Annotated in this window: 20 protein-coding genes; 13 read left to right on the top strand and 7 right to left on the bottom strand. The window is 37.0% G+C overall.

Annotated features, from left to right (window positions below):
* The first annotated feature begins 93 nt into the window (after positions 1-93).
* Positions 94-303 carry a heavy-metal-associated domain-containing protein gene (locus tag J2Z82_RS15375; protein ID WP_209481640.1) on the top strand — a complete coding sequence of 70 codons (210 nt, stop codon included), beginning with the start codon at positions 94-96 and terminating at the stop codon, positions 301-303.
* Between the two features lie 84 nt (positions 304-387).
* Positions 388-1098, top strand: coding sequence for a Crp/Fnr family transcriptional regulator (locus J2Z82_RS15370; RefSeq protein ID WP_209481639.1), 711 nt, complete (start codon positions 388-390; stop codon positions 1096-1098).
* A 115-nt stretch (positions 1099-1213) separates the two neighbouring features.
* Here J2Z82_RS15370 and J2Z82_RS15365 read toward each other — a convergent pair whose 3' ends face one another.
* Positions 1214-2185: an AEC family transporter gene (locus J2Z82_RS15365; RefSeq protein ID WP_209481638.1), complete on the bottom strand. Its 972-nt coding sequence runs from the start codon at positions 2183-2185 to the stop codon at positions 1214-1216.
* 179 nt (positions 2186-2364) lie between these two features.
* On the opposite strand from J2Z82_RS15365, the gene J2Z82_RS15360 reads away from it, so the two are divergent.
* The 3 genes from J2Z82_RS15360 to J2Z82_RS15350 are packed head-to-tail and all read left to right on the top strand — an operon-like array spanning position 2365 to position 5524.
* Positions 2365-2994 (top strand): TetR/AcrR family transcriptional regulator, encoded by a 630-nt coding sequence (locus J2Z82_RS15360; protein WP_245251740.1) that lies wholly within the window; start codon positions 2365-2367, stop codon positions 2992-2994.
* A 14-nt stretch (positions 2995-3008) separates the two neighbouring features.
* The gene (locus tag J2Z82_RS15355; RefSeq protein WP_209481637.1) at positions 3009-3923 is read left to right on the top strand and encodes an ABC transporter ATP-binding protein; all 915 of its coding nucleotides are present in this window, start codon (positions 3009-3011) and stop codon (positions 3921-3923) included.
* Positions 3923-5524 (top strand): ABC transporter permease, encoded by a 1602-nt coding sequence (locus tag J2Z82_RS15350; RefSeq protein ID WP_209481636.1) that lies wholly within the window; start codon positions 3923-3925, stop codon positions 5522-5524. The genes J2Z82_RS15355 and J2Z82_RS15350 overlap by 1 nt, the downstream gene beginning before the upstream one ends.
* Positions 5525-5914: 390 nt before the next feature.
* Here the strand turns inward: J2Z82_RS15350 and J2Z82_RS15345 are convergent, their stop codons facing one another.
* Positions 5915-6538 (bottom strand): metal-dependent hydrolase, encoded by a 624-nt coding sequence (locus J2Z82_RS15345; protein WP_209481635.1) that lies wholly within the window; start codon positions 6536-6538, stop codon positions 5915-5917.
* Between the two features lie 179 nt (positions 6539-6717).
* Between J2Z82_RS15345 and J2Z82_RS15340 the strand changes: the two genes are divergently transcribed.
* The gene (locus J2Z82_RS15340; protein WP_209481634.1) at positions 6718-7443 is read left to right on the top strand and encodes an EcsC family protein; all 726 of its coding nucleotides are present in this window, start codon (positions 6718-6720) and stop codon (positions 7441-7443) included.
* 77 nt (positions 7444-7520) lie between these two features.
* Complete coding sequence (locus J2Z82_RS15335; RefSeq protein WP_209481633.1) at positions 7521-8618, top strand: mechanosensitive ion channel family protein; 1098 nt, start codon at positions 7521-7523, stop codon at positions 8616-8618.
* A gap of 31 nt (positions 8619-8649) precedes the next feature.
* Here the strand turns inward: J2Z82_RS15335 and J2Z82_RS15330 are convergent, their stop codons facing one another.
* Positions 8650-9423, bottom strand: coding sequence for a DUF3891 family protein (locus J2Z82_RS15330; RefSeq protein ID WP_209481632.1), 774 nt, complete (start codon positions 9421-9423; stop codon positions 8650-8652).
* A gap of 201 nt (positions 9424-9624) precedes the next feature.
* Here J2Z82_RS15330 and J2Z82_RS15325 point away from each other — a divergent pair, with 201 nt between their 5' ends.
* The gene (locus tag J2Z82_RS15325; RefSeq protein WP_209481631.1) at positions 9625-10476 is read left to right on the top strand and encodes a VOC family protein; all 852 of its coding nucleotides are present in this window, start codon (positions 9625-9627) and stop codon (positions 10474-10476) included.
* A 220-nt stretch (positions 10477-10696) separates the two neighbouring features.
* Here J2Z82_RS15325 and J2Z82_RS15320 read toward each other — a convergent pair whose 3' ends face one another.
* The 3 genes from J2Z82_RS15320 to J2Z82_RS15310 form a co-directional block, all read right to left on the bottom strand.
* Entirely contained in the window at positions 10697-10852 is a 156-nt protein-coding gene (locus tag J2Z82_RS15320; protein WP_209481630.1) for a hypothetical protein, read from the bottom strand.
* 678 nt (positions 10853-11530) lie between these two features.
* A complete protein-coding gene (locus tag J2Z82_RS15315) occupies positions 11531-12133 on the bottom strand; it encodes an alpha/beta hydrolase (RefSeq protein WP_209481629.1) in 603 nt (200 codons plus the stop codon).
* A 24-nt stretch (positions 12134-12157) separates the two neighbouring features.
* On the bottom strand, positions 12158-12592 hold the full coding sequence (locus tag J2Z82_RS15310) for a MarR family winged helix-turn-helix transcriptional regulator (RefSeq protein ID WP_209481628.1): 435 nt from the start codon (positions 12590-12592) through the stop codon (positions 12158-12160).
* Between the two features lie 187 nt (positions 12593-12779).
* Between J2Z82_RS15310 and J2Z82_RS15305 the strand changes: the two genes are divergently transcribed.
* Entirely contained in the window at positions 12780-13007 is a 228-nt protein-coding gene (locus J2Z82_RS15305; RefSeq protein WP_209481627.1) for a group-specific protein, read from the top strand.
* Between the two features lie 51 nt (positions 13008-13058).
* Here the strand turns inward: J2Z82_RS15305 and J2Z82_RS15300 are convergent, their stop codons facing one another.
* The gene (locus J2Z82_RS15300; RefSeq protein WP_209481626.1) at positions 13059-13604 is read right to left on the bottom strand and encodes a hypothetical protein; all 546 of its coding nucleotides are present in this window, start codon (positions 13602-13604) and stop codon (positions 13059-13061) included.
* Between the two features lie 190 nt (positions 13605-13794).
* Between J2Z82_RS15300 and J2Z82_RS15295 the strand changes: the two genes are divergently transcribed.
* From J2Z82_RS15295 to J2Z82_RS15280, 4 genes are all read left to right on the top strand, one after another.
* A complete protein-coding gene (locus J2Z82_RS15295) occupies positions 13795-14127 on the top strand; it encodes a PadR family transcriptional regulator (RefSeq protein WP_209481625.1) in 333 nt (110 codons plus the stop codon).
* Complete coding sequence (locus J2Z82_RS15290; protein WP_209481624.1) at positions 14124-14756, top strand: HAAS signaling domain-containing protein; 633 nt, start codon at positions 14124-14126, stop codon at positions 14754-14756. Before J2Z82_RS15295 ends, J2Z82_RS15290 begins: the two co-directional genes overlap by 4 nt.
* A 108-nt stretch (positions 14757-14864) precedes the next feature.
* Positions 14865-16343, top strand: coding sequence for a DUF4153 domain-containing protein (locus J2Z82_RS15285; protein WP_209481623.1), 1479 nt, complete (start codon positions 14865-14867; stop codon positions 16341-16343).
* Positions 16340-17044 carry an undecaprenyl pyrophosphate synthase gene (locus J2Z82_RS15280; RefSeq protein ID WP_209481622.1) on the top strand — a complete coding sequence of 235 codons (705 nt, stop codon included), beginning with the start codon at positions 16340-16342 and terminating at the stop codon, positions 17042-17044. Before J2Z82_RS15285 ends, J2Z82_RS15280 begins: the two co-directional genes overlap by 4 nt.
* Positions 17045-17460 lie beyond the last annotated feature (416 nt).

Here is a 17460-nt window from a genome sequence, read left to right as displayed (position 1 = left end):
TTATGATTTTTTTTAATAAATTTGATTTGCATCAAAGTAACCGACGGCATAACAGCTTAAAATGAAGTTAGAAACAGGGAGGGAGCAATTAAAATGAAAACAATTAAATTTCAATTAGAACTATTAACATGTCCATCATGTATCAAAAAGATTGAAGGTAAAGTAGGGAAAATGGATGGAGTTGAAGAAGCAAAAGTCATGTTCAACTCCAGTAAAGTCAAAGCAACATTTGATCAGGACAAGGTAACTTCAGAAGACTTGAAAACAACCATTGAGAAACTAGGCTATCCGGTAGTATCTTAATAGCTCAAGACTGCTCTTTATATAACGTATTCTGTTATAATGTAGTTAGAGAAATTACTTTGAATTGTTGCGGAGGCGGAAAAAATGGAGAGCGATAGTCTTGAACATAATGAGTCTGCTAAAAAGCTTTGTGTGTCATTGGTGCCAATTTTTAACCACCTTGATCATTCAGAGCAGGTTGATGTTGCCCGAACAAGCAGAAGTAAAACATTTGAAAAAAAAGAAATCATCTTCCAGGCTGGGGATCCCTCAGAATATTTATATATCGTGCATCGAGGAAAAGTTAAAATCTATAACTTATCGGAATCAGGAAAAGAACAATTGATCCGAATATTAAATCCAGGAGATTTTATGGGAGAATTATCGGTCTTTACAGACGAACTGCTGACTAGTTACGCGGAAACTGTCGAACGGACAGAAATTTGTGCTATTCATAAGAATGACTTACAGGAATTTCTTGTCGAAAAGCCGACAATCTCCTTTAAAATTCTTGCCGAAAGCAGCAAGCGGCTAAAGGATGCTGAAAAGTCAATTGAACGATTAAGCTCACAGGATGTTGAGAAACGGTTGGCATCTTATTTAATGGAACAGGTAGAAAAAAAGAAAAGCTCAGGGCATGCTTCTGAAATTATTTTGCCAATGAGCAAGAAAGATCTCGCCTCTTATATAGGTAGTACGCAGGAAACACTTAGTCGCCGATTAACGAGCTTTGAGGAAAGAGGCTGGATTAAGCAAACGGGTCAGCGGAAAATCAGTATTGTTGACTTGGAAGCATTGCATGACATTGTTGAATAATGACTTAGATTGCCACATCAGCTTAAATGACAAACGAAATGTTAGCGGACATATTGGTGTCCGCTAACATTTTTAATATTATTTATTTTCTATACCAGAACAATGTAGGACGCGGTTATCCAACAATTAAAACAAGAAATATCGAGATTGTTATAATCGAAACTAACGTGGTGGCGAGTATGTATAACGGCACTTGCTTAACCAATGTATTATATTTTTCAGCAAAGACGTATACAATTGCCCCTGTTGGTAACGCGGAAAGAATAATAATTGTAGTTGCCCATAAATCGTCGTCGATTGGAAAAACAAAATAAACGAAAAAAATAGCCAGTAAAGGCAGAAATATTAATTTCAAGCTTAATAGCGTAATAAATTCAGATGCATTGTACTCTTTATTTTTCAGCACACTTCGTTCACCTGATAGACCTAGCCCAAGTGCAAATAAAGCAGTGGGACCTGCAGCAGGACCAAGTACCTCTGTAAATACATAGACAGATTCAGGCAATGGGATTTTTAAAAAGGCCACGATAATTCCTAATGCTAAAGAAGCGTTAATTGGATTTAACAGAATAGGCTTTACGATAGATCCAAACATAGGAACTATTTTCACCTTTTTGCCGTTCTTGGTATTCATCGCTTTTGCTGCTTCAAAGGAAACGATAATAAGTGTAATAACTGTTAGATCGTATATAAACGTTGCGATTGCGGCTGGTATTGCCGCTTCTTGTCCAAACGCAGCAATTAATAAAGGGATACCGAGAAATCCTGTGTTTCCGTATGTGGTAATCATGCCATACATCGTTACTTCAGGAAATTTCTTTTTAAAGATGAATTTAAATATAGCTACGGTCACAGCAAAGCAAATTAAAGTAATAACTAAATTTATAATAATAAAATTTGTATTCGTGATTTGCTCTATGGGTGCAGTAGATAACGAGAAAAATAGTAACGCTGGGAGTGCAAAGTAATAAACGAAGTAATTCAAAGATGATGTACCATGAATTGGTAATAAGGAAAGCCTTCCAGCTAAGAATCCACATAAAATAATAGCAAAAATCGGAATGACTACCTGAAACATTGTCCCCATCTGTTTCCCCCCTTAACGCTAGAATACATAGCATTTTCCATCGTAACAGTAAGCCGTTATCTATAAATTGTAATTTTGTCAGAATTTTATTGACCAATATGGTCTAAAGTGTTAATCTAAAATCGACCAACATGGTCTAACTCAGTTTGATTTGGAATAAACTAACGCAAAGGAGGGGATTGGATATTACAAAAAAATTTGAAAACCTCGATGATAGTAAACAACAGCGAATTATAAATGCTGCACTAAAAGAATTTGCTGAAAATGGATATGAACAAGCTTCCACAAATCGAATAGTAAAGAGCGCCGGAATTGGCAAGGGAATGCTATTTTATTATTTTAAAAGTAAAAAAGCACTTTATCACTATCTGACAGATTACACATTAGACATTGTAAAAAATGAATATCTAACCCTAATTGATACAACTGAACCTGATTTTATTGAACGAATGAAGCAGGCATCACGAGTGAAAGCGAAAGCTCTTTCGGATAATCCCGATACGTTTAATTTTCTTGGGACTCTACTGTTAACCAGTGAAGAAGAAGTATCAGCTGACCAGTTGAAGAAAATTCAGGAGTTACAAAAACTGGGGAACTCAAAGATTTATGACAACATTGATAATACTTTATTCCGTGCTGATATTGATGTTGATAAAGCGTTCAAGCTGATTCGCTGGTCCATCGAGGGCTACCAGAACGAAATATCAGCTCAACTTGCAGGTCGAAAAATGTCTTCTGTTGATTTACATCCATACTGGGAAGAGTTTTATGAATATCTGGACATCTTAAAAACAAGTTTTTATAAATAAGAGGGGGATTTTATATGAGCTTATTGAAAGTAACTAATCTAACAAAGAAGTTTGGCAAATTTACAGCATTGGATGGCATTAACATTGACGTCAATGAAGGGGAAATTTATGGCTTTATTGGTCCGAATGGTGCTGGGAAGTCAACCACCATTCGTGTGTTATTAGGTATTTTAAAGGCAACAGAAGGCGGTGCGGAAATTTTCGGCAAGGATGCCTGGGCAGACGCCGTTGAAATTCATAAACGTATTGCTTATGTGCCGGGGGATGTAAACTTGTGGCCGAACTTAACTGGTGGAGAGGTTATTGATCTATTTGTAAAATTACGGGGTGGTAACAACAAAAGTAAACGTGAAGAGCTGATTAAGAAGTTCGACTTGGATCCATCAAAAAAGTGCCGAACATATTCAAAAGGAAACCGTCAGAAGGTCGCATTAGTTGCTGCATTTTCATCAGAAGCGGATCTTTATATTCTGGATGAGCCGACATCAGGACTAGATCCGTTGATGGAACAGGTTTTTCAGGAATGTGTAATGGATATTAAAAAAGAAGGAAAAAGTGTCCTGCTTTCCAGTCATATTTTATCTGAAGTCGAAAAGTTATGTGACAGAGTTGGGATCATTCGTCAGGGTAAGATTATTGAAACAGGCTCTTTAAGTGAGTTACGTCATTTAACCCGCTCGAATTTACTTGTTGAAACGAAGCAGACAATCACTTCATTAAATGAGTTACAAGGTGTTCATGATATTGTAGAAAAAGATCAAGCACTTTCGTTCCAGGTAGATGCGGAAGAGTTAGATGCTGTTATTAAGCATGTTAGCCAATTTGGAATTGTGAGGCTTGAAAGCGCACCGCCTAAATTAGAAGACTTGTTTATGCGTCATTATGAAGGTGGGAAGCAAACAGAGGCAGGAGCAGGAGGTGTATCCTAATGGCTAGTAATTTATATAATAAAACCGGGCATCTTTCGCGGTTAATTGTAAGGCAGGATCGCATCCGTATTCCTTTGTGGCTAATTGGACTAACTTTTTTTACACTAATCGTACCACCAGCATTCGTTAGTTTATACCCTTCTCAAGCAGATAGAAATGTTATGGCTGAAACAATGATGAATCCTGCTATGACAGCAATGGTAGGTCCTGGTAATTTAGAGAACTATACACTTGGGGCCATGAATACACACCAGATGCTGCTTATGACGGCATTAGTTGTTGGGCTTATGAGTATCCTGCTTGTAACCCGCCATACCCGGGCCAATGAAGAAGATGGACGTATTGAAATGATTCGTTCCCTGCCAGTGGGACGTCTTTCTAATTTAAATGCGACATTTCTTGTTTCATGTGTAACGAACTTTGCGTTAGCGTTAATAACGGGATTGGGATTGTACGCGTTAGGTATAGAAAGTATGGGGTTAGAGGGGTCTTTATTATATGGTGCTGCATTAGGTGCAACAGGTATTTTCTTTGCAGGGGTTACGGGTTTGTTCGCACAGCTTTCAGAAAGTTCTCGTGGGACAATTGGATTTTCAATAACAGTGCTGATAATTGCCTATCTCGTGCGTGCTATTGGTGATGTGAGCAACGAAACGTTGTCAGGTTTCTCGCCTTTAGGATGGGTCACTTCGACTGAGGCATACTCCTCGAATAATTGGTGGCCGATTCTGTTGTTGATTGGAACATCTATCATTCTATTTATTCTAGCAAACTATTTAAATGCTATCCGTGATTTAGAAGCTGGCTTTTTGCCATCAAAACCTGGCAGAAAATATGCCGCGAAGCTTCTGCAAAGTCCTATAGGTCTAGCCTTCAGACTGCAGCGAACCGGAACAATCTCCTGGGCGATTGGCCTGCTTTTAATGGGATTATCTTATGGATCTATTTTCGGCGATTTGGAATCATTTTTTGAAGGAAATGAGATGCTGGTGAAGATGTTAGCGTCTAAGGAAGGCTATTCAATGACTGAACAATTTATTCCCCAGCTAATGATTGTTATGGCACTGCTGTCAACGGTTCCTCCTGTGATGGCCATGAATAAACTTCATGGTGAAGAGAAGAAAGGTCGTATAGAGCACTTACTTGGCAGAGCTGTTTCACGTACACGACTTATGGCTAGTTATTTGGCCATTTCAGTTGTCAATGGATTTGTTATGCTTTCACTTGCTGCACTTGGGCTCTGGGGCGCTGGAACAGCTGTTATGGAGGAAGGACTTAGCTTAGGGATGGTTTACGGAGCAGCTATCGTATATTTCCCGGCGATGTTAGTGGCTATAAGTATTGCGGTGTTACTGATTGGCTTTGTACCTAAGTGGATTAGTTTCATTTGGTTATACGTTTTTTATTCATTTGTCGTTCTTTATTTAGGCGGGATATTCCAATTTCCAGAGTGGGTTGGAAACCTTTCGCCATTTGGTCATGTTCCGCAGCTTCCGGTAGATGAAATGAACTTTGTGCCAGTTATCATCCTGACCATGATTGCGATCGCTCTGTTAATTATTGGGTTTGTTGGATATAATAAGCGGGATATTGAGAGTTGATTTATGTAATTTAATAGTGACTAGTATCGGTAATAATGATACACTTAAATTTGCGATGAGCTGATTTGTGTAAGACGAAGGACAACGCAATTCATGTGGATGTGAACACATGGTCTTTCGCCACAAATTTCGTAAAAGCGCCTGTACATTAAATGTATAGGCGTTTTCTTATTTTTATTTTGTTTTTTAAAAAGGTCATGAGAGTAATGAGAACCCGAAATCTGTTCAAACAGCGAGAAAAGGTCACTCATCAGTTAAGTATTTTCCGCAGCATTGGATTAGTACTTATCTAACTAAAATATGAAAGAAAATCACGATAATGTCGCATCAATACTTGGCGATAAGACAAGTTTTCTAATAACAATTGCAACCATCCTTTAGAAAACTATCTTAGAACTTCACAGGAAATGGTGATAATAAGGGAATACCTCGTTTATTAGCGGGAAAAAGCTTTGTATCCGCAATTAGATGACTGGTATAACCTAATACACAAACAATAAATATATTTTCAACAGGTACACTTAACGAAAATAAATGAGCGATATAACTGAAAAAGGCAAGACCTATTAAAGAATGTGTATACGAACGATGTGGTAATAAAGAAGCTGCAGCAACATAGATGCCGCTAAGCGTTATCCACAATGTGCTGAGCATAATTCCCAATGAAATTGCACCGATACCAGTTAATAAAAGCATCATTTTTTGCGAAACCATTTTGGAAATCATAATTACGGCAAAGCCAATCCCAACACCAATTAGCTTTTCAATTCCAATTCCGTTAACCCAGGAGTAGATCATCATGATAATGCCAGTTAAAATCATAACGTTTTGTAATAGTTTATGCGAAAATGAGATCTTTTTGGCTAAATTCCCCCCTGTATCCAGGTCTGGCACAAGTGCAGCTACAACGCCAGCTAATGTTAAGGATCCTATTGTCACATAGTCAGCACTTGAGAAAATTCCTACTGCAAGGCCGATTCCACTTCCAATTGTTGCGTGACTAATTCCATTCATTATTTTTCTCTCCTTTGAATTGTGTGAAGCAACCTTAATATCATAACGTAAATTAAATTCGTTTTAACAGTAATTTAGAAAAATGTAGACCTTTTTCCTATAGAGCATCACATATACTGAATCCTTTTCATCAAAAAAACGTATACTTTAATATAGATTGAATAAGGAAGGTTTTGAAAATGACAGACTATGAATTAAAGGTTTATGAGGAACTCCAAACGTGGCAGAAAAAAGTCTTGAAACAGTCTGGTCTGATAAATCAGTTATCAAAAAAAGCACAAACAAAAGTTAACGGGATGATCCCAGAGCGGGCCCATAAAATCATAACAGATAGTATTAAAAATATGGTTAAGGCAACCTTAGTCGGTTCAAATATTACAACAAAGAAAAAACAGCCAGCTGGGCTTAGTCTTTATAAGAGGGATGAGATTCTCAAGGAAAAACTCACTTCTTATCGTAAAACAGCAGTTATTGAGGGAGCAGGAACAGGTGCGGGCGGTATCTTCCTCGGACTTGCGGATTTCCCATTGCTTTTATCGATTAAAATGAAGTTCTTATTTGAAGCAGCAGCTGTCTATGGATTCGATACAGATGATTATGAGGAGCGTTTGTTCATCCTTCATGTATTCCAGCTTGCCTTTTCAAGTGATGATAAGCGAAAAGAAACTTTTCATATTATCGATAATTGGGAGGCAGAAAAGGTGCATCTTGCTGATATGGACTGGCGGGTATTTCAACAGGAATATCGGGATTACATTGATTTAGTCAAAATGCTTCAACTGGTTCCGGGGTTTGGCGCAATAGTAGGAGCGTATGCCAATCACAACCTGCTTGATACTCTAGGGGAGACTGCAATGAATGCATATCGGTTGCGATTGTTAACACACCAACCACAAGACTATTAGTAGTTGGTTATTTATATTTCGATGGATGAAACGCTGTTATGTTACTATTAAATAAGGTTAGGAGGCGGGATTTTGTTATGACGTGGTCTTGGGAGTTATTTTTTTCATATGAAGCAGTTAAAGATATTGGCATTTCAATTGGTATTATCCTGCTGTTTTTAATCTTTAGGAAGATCTTCGCAAAGTATATATTCAAGCTTCTTTTAAGGTTAAGCAAGAAAGCACCGAATGATTTCTTTTCATACATATTTATAGCGTTTGAGAAGCCTGTTCGATGGCTATTTATCATAATAGGGGTATATGTTGCCGTTGATTACTTTCCTTATTTGGAACAGGCGAATCCACTTTTTCAGAACATAATAAGGTCGTTTGTTATCTTTATGATAAGTTGGGGGTTGTATAATCTCTCCGCTTCATCTTCACTGTTTTTTACCAATATTGAAGAGAGACTTGATATTGATATAGACGATATACTAATTCCTTTTCTATCGAAGGCACTTCGGTTTATTATTGTGGCAATCAGTATTAGTGTGATTGCTCAGGAGTTTGGGTATAATGTCAGCGGTTTTGTTGCTGGGCTTGGCTTAGGTGGACTAGCTTTTGCTCTGGCAGCAAAGGATGCTATAAGTAATTTATTTGGCGGAATTGTTATTATAACAGAAAAGCCCTTTACAATCGGACATTGGATTAAGACAGAGAGTGTTGAAGGTGTCGTTGAAGATATTACATTTCGCAGCACACTAGTAAGGACCTTTGCTGATGCACTTGTCACAGTTCCTAATGCAACATTAGCAAATGAATCCATTACGAACTGGAGTCAAATGAATAAACGGCAAATAATGTTTTATTTAAGGGTGACTTACGATAACCCTCGCGAAAAAATTGAGACAGTTGTCAATCAGATTGAGGATTTACTTAAAAATCATGCCGAAATTCATCAGGAAACTATTTTTGTTTCCCTTGATCAATATAAAGAATATGGATTAGATATTTTGTTATATTTCTTTACAAAAACTACTGACTGGGGAGACTATTTAAACATACGAGAAGAATTAAACTTTAAAATACTGGAGATTCTTGAAAACGAAGGTGTTACCATCGCTATACCAAGCAGAAGATTGTATATGGACTCGGAGAATGATAAACAGAGTCCGGTTAGACAGGAATCTGAATAAATGTAAAGGAGCTGTTCTGGCAGCTCCTTTACTAATTCCTATCACGTACTAACTTAACGTTAACCTGTTGGGTTGGTGCCTCGTGATAACTTTCAATTAATCCTTTTTTTGAGATGGAGTTCTTGTCGACGACTTTTTGCTGTAAGGTAATTTTTAACGGTCTGTCAAAAAGGATTTCATCCGTTAAAATGGTTTTCTCATCTCCCCAGCGGAGGTTTATTTTATCGCGTTTAAACACGTCAATGGATGAGGAAACAGGAATTCCTTTCTGAAAAAAAGGATGTTCCTTTTCTTTTGGAGCACCAGGTTCATTCAAGCAAATATATAAAGATAAATTATCACAAAGCTGAAGCAAGCCATAATGGAAGTTAAATGCATCCTGATCAAAATCTGATAAAGATTGGATAATCTGTTTCTGGCGTTCTTCTTCTTGTTGTACAAAAAATTGAGCTTCTTTGGAAGTATCATCAAGGAGAAAACGTGCATAATGTTTACTGCATAAAAGTCCTGCATAGCTATCAATTTTCTCCACTTCTTCGATGCCATGTTTATAAAATACAGTCTTGGGCAGAACAGGAAAATCGACAAAAGTATACGGAGCCTGATTTTTGTCATTCCAAAAAGGCTGCTTGTCTATTAACTTCCAGCCATCATCATGTTTATAAATAGCATATTCAACAGACTCCCTGAATTCTTTTTCAGGGGTAAGTGATTCTTTTAGGTTTGCAGTGATTTCACCTGATAGGTAGGCATGATGCTCCTGTTCGATCATGACAAACTCATTTGTATGTTCCCTTACAATCATGAAACGTCACCCTTTTCAGTTCAGTTGGGATTTGCTTATTAAAGTATACGAAATATGAATAGAGGAATAAAGTGTTATGCGTTCAACGTAAATAGCTATAATCAAGGTTGACATTAAGAGGTATATTAATTATAATTACTTACATAAAGTAACCTGGTGTTTAATCGTAATTATAAAACGTAACGGAAAGGGACAAATAATATGGAAAAGAAATTCTTCGAGAAGCCAACCATATATGTTGGTGAGGTTAATATAAACGTTACAAATCTGGAAAAGGCACTTAATTTTTATCAATCTATTATCGGATTTAGTGTGCTTGAACAAACAGACAGTAAAGCGGTGTTAACAGCAGATGGTACAACGCCTTTATTAACATTAGAACAGCCAGCTGACGTTGTGCCAAAAGAGGATAGGAAAACTGGATTATTTCACTTTGCTATTCTTTTACCAAGTCGTGCGGATCTTTCTTCGTTCTTAAATCATATCGTACAGACAGGAACACGCTTGGGAGCCTCTGATCATTATGTTAGTGAAGCACTTTATCTTTCTGATCCAGATGGAAATGGTATTGAAGTATATCGTGATCGGCCTTCATCTGAATGGAATTGGACTGATGGTAAGGTTGCCATGGCGACCGAACCTCTAGATGGAGAAAGCCTGCTTGCAGAAAGTAAGAAAGAGTGGAATGGTTTGCCTAATGAAACTGTAATGGGGCATATTCACTTGCATGTAGCTAATTTGGCTGAAACAGAGAAATTTTACAAGAATGGCCTTGGATTTGATATTGTTACAACCTATCCTGGTGCACTTTTTACATCGACCGGCGATTACCATCACCACATTGGATTAAACGTATGGAATGGTGAAGGTGCTAAAGCTCCATCCAGGAACAGTGCAGGAATGAATTGGTTTACACTTGTTTACCCAAACAAAAAAGTAAGGGAAGAAACAATTAGCCAATTAAAACAGGTTGGAGCTGATGTGAAGCAAGAGTCAGATTATTATACAACACAAGATCCATCTGGAAATACAATACAATTGATCCTAAATTAAGGGATTCAAATGCTAATAACAATAGAAATATCATACGAATTAGCATATATTTCAGCAAAATAATAACAGTATAATTAGCAAATAAAAAAGCACAGAATTTAATTCTTGTGCTTTTTCAATGTTACAATTATTACCTTCTTCCACAATCGCATCCCGTTTAAGGAATATTATATCGTATAAAATCTCCATAAATAACACCCAATAAAGCAATTCTTACAAACTAGGATAGGTTGCTTTTATCCGCAATTGCCCATATTCTGTCCATTCTTCTTTCGTCTACTTTTTGTACCTCTTTAACGTTATACTTTTTGTCGAATATAAAGGCGATTAGTACGATAAGGGCTACTGGTGCTACTAAAAAGTATATCCAAATCAAGGTTTCCACCTCCTCCTTGACTTACTTTATACAACTAAATGTCCCACTTGTTTAATAATACTTGTGTGCTAATTTTAACATAAAAAAGTTTCGGTACCTTCGAAATAATTCAATAAAGCTAAAGTAGGCACTTATATTAGTAGTGCGAATCCACGTAAAATAACAAGAGTACATAAATTTATGTGCTTCTGTTATTTGCTATGTTTGCATCTCTAATTAGAGTTTTATTTGTATTTTCTCCCCGAAAACATGAACCCGTTATGCTTAAAGATTGTTGCTTTTTATTAATAAAACTTGAACGTAGTGGATATAAACTACGAACTAGTGAAATTTGTAAGTTTCTCTAAACACGCAGCTGGAATATGCTCCCTTTCCGTGGGCAAGTGCCGAGCCTCCTCAGCTCGTATCTCGCCTAGCTTGTTTTTCCCACAGGAGTCTCGCATATTCCAGCTGCTAGTTTAAATGGATTAAAAAATTTTTATTCTCTATCCATCACAATGTATAGTTTGTTATTTTATCAGGTTATAACGAGCAAAGCCCAGCGAAGTGTATTTCCGTAGCGGTATTACTGCACACAACTCCTAGTTCGCATTTTATATCAATTACGAAGTTATAAACCTAAGAATAGAGCCATTAAAAAACCGTTCTGCTATATAAAGTGCAGAACGGTTTCTTTAATTATATATTTTGATACCATTTGCTTGCTGCTTCTACTTCACTGTATGCTAACTGGTGACCATTTTTTTCCCAATGGAGTTCAACACTTGCGCCGGCATTTTCCAATAATGACTTTAGGTCCTCAGACTCCTGTGCCGGACAGATTGGATCATTTGTCCCTGCGCCGATAAATACATTTTTTCCAGCAAGATCTGGCAAATCAATACCTCGTCTTGGAACCATTGGATGATGCAGAATGGCACTTTTTAGTGAATCTTGATAATGGAATAACAGGCTTGCTGCAATATTTGCTCCATTTGAATATCCAATTGCGATTATATTGTTCCGGTCAAAGTCATTTTCCTCCGCTGCTTCATCGAGAAATTCATTTAATTCTTTTGTACGAGCGATTAAGTCTTCTTCATCAAATACACCTTCAGCTAACCTTTTAAAGAAGCGTGGCATACCATTTTCAGATACATTTCCGCGTACACTTAACACATTGGCATCCTTATCAACTTCTTTGGCTAGCGGAAGCAGGTCCTGTTCAGTCCCTCCAGTGCCATGCAGTAGTAATAATGTTGGCTTTGATTGGTCATTTCCTTTTTGGAATATATGTTTCATTGTATTTCTCCTTTCGACTTCAGTTTATTTATTCTTCACACTGTCTAAGCCTATTCTTTTTAGAATATCGATAACTGATTCCAGCTCTTCAGGACTCACATCTTCAAAAACCTTCTCTATTACCTTCTCGTGTTGTGGGAAGATATCATCCATCAGTTTTTTGCCCTGATTCGTTATTCGGACATGAATAACTCTTCTGTCTTCTTCACTGGTAATCCGTTCCAATAGTCCTCGCTGTTGTAGCTTGTCAATTACGTAAGTCATGGAACCACTATTTATCAGTACCGCATCACAAATCTGATTTACAGTTAGGTCACCTTTATGGTACAAAGCTTCCAAAATTGTAAATTCAGTGATGCTGACACCATAACTTTTTATATCTTTCTTAATACGCTCCTCAACAGACTTTGAAGCCCGCATCAATACTACAAAAGCGTTTAATGATAAATTCCTATTCATAATACCATCTCTCTCTGGGAGTTTATTCTGAATTAAAGATAATTATAAAGTATATAACATAAAGAAGTCAAGAATCGGTGCCTGTCACTTCCCGATTTTTGGCGAATTATCTTTCAGTTGATTTATTCGGTCTAATTAGGTAGTTTGGAGGAAGAAACACTAAAATCCGAACGGAGGGTGATTTTAAGTGGGAGTATGTAATATCGATCATTCACAGGAATCTGTTGTAAAGAAACTTAAGAGTCAAGAGGAATTTCTGCCACAGGATTTAACCGAAAAATTGTATCACTTTTTGGATGAGGACCGTTCGCAGGAAACACTAAACGAATTATTCCATCTTTTTAAAAAGTATGATTTGGCCACTAAAAGTGAACAGGAAGAGAGAGATGGCCAATTAACCGCACTCATAAGCTAAAATATAGATTAAAAAACTGCCATCCATATGTTTGAATTGGGTGGTATTTTTTTAGGCGATAGAATCTGACTCTGACTTAGTATAATCAGCAAGTTTCCCTTGATATACTAACTGAAAGGCAGGTTCCTCCTGCAAATCATGGGGGGTTATCAAGGATAGTGGCTTCTCGAAATTAAAGTTGTCAGATTCCATTAACACAGAAGCGACAAACTCCGAGCAAAAGAAGGCATTTTCTCTGTTAAACTTCTTATTTAGCATAATGGCAACTAACCCTAACAGGTTGTAACGATAGATTTCTTTTTGAGATTCTATTTTTTGTATATAGGCATTCATTTTATTGATCTGATAGTCATTGACTGTACAGCAATAAATGGCACACTTGGCATTCGTGAACAACTCCTCCGAAATATTTTCTTTAACAAACCCACCGAAAAAAGGGTTTCTGCGACTTATTCTTCCAAAACTATAGACTCCCATCAGATTCTCATCTAAAGCTATTGATGCATGATTAAATGGTTTTTTTGTGTACAGCTTTATCATTCGTGTAAATAGTGTACCAGTGTCTGTTAATAGCACATAGACCTTTTTGTTTTTCATAAAAAAATACTCCTCATCGTTTTCTATAAGGTAATTTTAGCGAGTACTTACAAATGAGAAAAGCACCCTGAGTAATATTTTGTAATAGGTCCTGAGACGTATTTAAAAATAAAATAACCTGTTCGCCTTTACAAATAAAGATTAATTTTATATAGTATAGATACCTAATAATTCTAGGTAGGTGAAAAACATGTTTAATCGTGAGCTTGTGAAAGGGAGTACGTCCCTGCTTGTTCTGCAATTGTTGAATGAACGAGACATGTATGGTTATGAGCTGGTTAAAGAGATGGACTTGCGAAGTGACCATCATTTCCAAATAAAAGAGGGAACGTTGTATCCTGCGCTACATAAGTTGGAGAAGCAGGAATACATTGATTATTACTGGGAAAATCGGGAAAAGGGCCCGGCCCGTAAGTATTATTGTATAACGTCCCAAGGCAAGGAAATTCTTGATGAACGAACGAATGAATGGCACCGTTACGTTCAGGTAATGAACAATCTGATTCGGAGAAATGAATCGTGACGTTAAAAGATCAAAGGTTCTTCCTGGAATTATCTGAGGAAATCGGGAATCACCCTGATAAGCAGGAGATCCTGGCAGATTATGAAATGCATGTATTTGAAATGCTGCAGGAAGAGTCCATTGATGATCAAAATCTATATAGTGAATTAGTTAAAAGGTTGGGGACACCTCAGGAAATAGCTCAAATATGGAAGCAAGAGACAACAATAACACCCAAAAGAACACAATGGTTATTTGTCATCATTAATGCTGGGATTTTTATTGGCGGGGCTCTGCTCACACTCAGCTATAATATTTTTCATTGGAACTGGGCGGAATTACTTTGGGAAAACCTGATAAATATACCTTTTATTATTATGCTGTTATACATAATGTTCTGGGGACTTATAGGCTATGAAATAGGGAAAGAATTTGGTCATGGTGGATACAGGTTATTGCAAAAAACGTTTCTTTTTTCAATTGTGCCAAACATATTACTGATGTACTTAATCATTTTTAAAATTATTCCGTACACATGGTTTCAGCCGCTTTTAAGTTTTCGGTTTATTGTAGTGTGTATTGTTTTTACTGCATTTCTTTATCCTGTCAGCATGGTTGGTTATCGATGGGGAAAGAAAGTATCTGTATAAATGGGCTGATGGTCTTTTGTGGAGTCAGTCCTGATTAGATATATATTTTTTTACCTATGTACATAGAATTACGATGTATATAGAATAACATTGTATTGGTGGGGTTTTATGGATATTAAAATTCAACAAAAAGATTGGCTGTTTTTGCTTGTTTGCTTAGGGTTGGGGATTCTGGCGGAGCTTAGTTTTTTTCATGGAAGTATAGGAGTTTCCTATCTGGTATTTATCGCTGGATTATATACAGTCGTGTTTCTTCGCTTTCGTCTTACATTTACCCATCGAAGGATTGGCCTGCTTGTCATGGTGGCTATCTGGCTGCTAGCTGCAAGTTATCTGTTGTATGATAATTTCCTTTTCTATAGCCTTAATAGTTTTATCATACCAGTGTTAGTCTTTTTCCATATTGTCCTTATAACAAGCCCGAACAAATTAAGGTGGAGCACACCAGTGTTCGTGACGCTCCTTACAAATAAACTTGGTGAAGGGATTAAATACAGCTCATCTTTTTGCAATAAAGGGTTTAGAAGAGTGTTTAAGAATATGGATGAACAAACAGCACAAACGGTGAAGCGGATTTTGATTGGGATAATAATTGGACTTCCACTGCTTTTGCTTATAACAGGACTGTTAATGTCGGCGGATGCTGTGTTTCAGGATATCGTGTTACGCTTTCCGCGCTATATCGTACAGCTTAATTTTCTGGAAGGAGCCTTTCGTTTTGTAATTGTAATCGTTTTGACTTTTGTATTCTTTGGTGTCTTTCAGGTTCTGCAGGGACGCCCGAATCCAAAGGTGTCTGATTATGATACAGAAGAATGGAATGTGCGATGGAACAGTGTTACAGCAATAACTATTCTGGTTCTACTTAATTCTGTGTACGTTCTATTTGCAGCGATTCAATTTAAGTACTTTTTCAGTAATGGGTTACAGGAGGGCTTAACATTTGCCGAATATGCAAGGCGAGGGTTTTTTGAGCTAATAATTGTTACTTTAATTAACTGGACGATATTAATAAGTTGTTTAAAACTAATAGATGAAAAACGTAAATCATTGAAGATAACCATTAAGATTATGTATTCACTGTTAATCGGGGTAAGCTGTGTTATGCTTGCATCCGCTTACCAACGTTTAAGTATGTATGAAGCGGCATATGGATTCACATTGGACCGGATTCTTGCACATGCATTTATGGTATTTTTAATCGTAATTTTTGCTTACACGTTAATTAAAGTGTGGGTCGAACGTTTATCATTACTTCATTTTTACTTAATTGTAGGGTTATTGTTTTATACAGGGTTAAATGTTATCCATATTGAAAAAATCATTGTCGATAACAACCTGGAACGCTATGAACGTACCGAGAAAATAGATATACACTATTTGAATTCGTTATCCTACACTGGTGTGAATGGGTTAATTGAATTATATGAAAAAAATCCAGAATATCCGCAATTGGAAAATGTTCTGGCTAAGCGAATAGAGTGGGTAGAGAGACGGTCTGAAGGCTCATGGCAATCCTTCAACTTCATGAAGCAAGAGGTAACACAAAAGCTGCAGGAACTTGAATTTAAGGAGGAGAGCAGATGAATTCATATGTACCAAAACATGTCGCCATTATGATGGATGGAAATGGCCGGTGGGGTAAAGCAAGAGGGCTCAGCCGGAGTGAAGGTCATTTTGCAGGTGCAAAAACAATGGAGAAAATTATCGATGCCAGCATAGAATTAGATATTAAAATACTTACATTGTATGCATTCTCTTCAGAAAACTGGTCACGGCCAAAGCATGAAGTTAGTTACTTAATGCATTTACCGGTAAAATTTTTTAATCAAAAGTTGCCTGAATTTATGAGAAGAAATATAAAGATACTAATTTCCGGAAACATGGCAGATTTACCAGAACTAACGAGGAAGGCACTTGTAAAGGCAGTCGAAGAAACAAAAAATAATGATGGGCTTATCGTGAACTTCGCGTTTAATTATGGTGGTAGAGCTGATATCCTCCAGGCAGTCAGAAAAGTAATTCAAGAGGTTCAAAACGAGCATACAGCTTGGGATAATGTGAGTGAAGAAATGATTCAGCAATATTTATACACGAAGGATCTGCCAGACCCGGAACTTGTAATTCGCACTGGGGGAGAGAAAAGAGTAAGTAATTTTCTGTTATGGCAATCCTCCATGTCAGAACTGTACTTTTCAGATGCTTATTTTCCTGATTTTAATAAGGAGTTACTTTGTGAGGCAATTAATGAATTGCAAAGGAAGAATTCTGTTCCGAACTATAGTTAATAAAGCTGCCATCAGATGTGGAATCTGGTGGCAGTTTTTTCGGTTATTAAAAGACTTAATATTGAGCGCTGTGGATTACTGGACTACAGAATCAGACCAAGCCATTGGTTGAAATAAAGGATTACCATTTACTTTTGATATAGTCTTTTGAAATGATCTTCCACAATCGGGCGCAAGAGTTGAATAAGAAGCTTTTGGTTGAACCAGATTATTGAGCAAGTGAATATAAGGGGCATGTGATGATTGGAATTACAGAAATGCACTATGTTGTCTTTGGAAAAGGAGAAGTACCTCTTATGAGAAAGAGTACAGAAATCCTCAAAGGCTTTAGCTTTCATATATCGATAATATGCTAAACAGGGTGTATGTTTGCAGTCGGAAGAACTACCTGCCAAGGTTTAGTACCACAATCCGTA

This window comes from Virgibacillus litoralis, from assembly GCF_017873675.1.
Lineage (GTDB): Bacteria > Bacillota > Bacilli > Bacillales > Amphibacillaceae > Lentibacillus > Lentibacillus litoralis.
The sequence above is the reverse complement of the archived record's forward strand: the minus strand, read 5'-3'. Positions and strand labels throughout refer to the sequence as shown.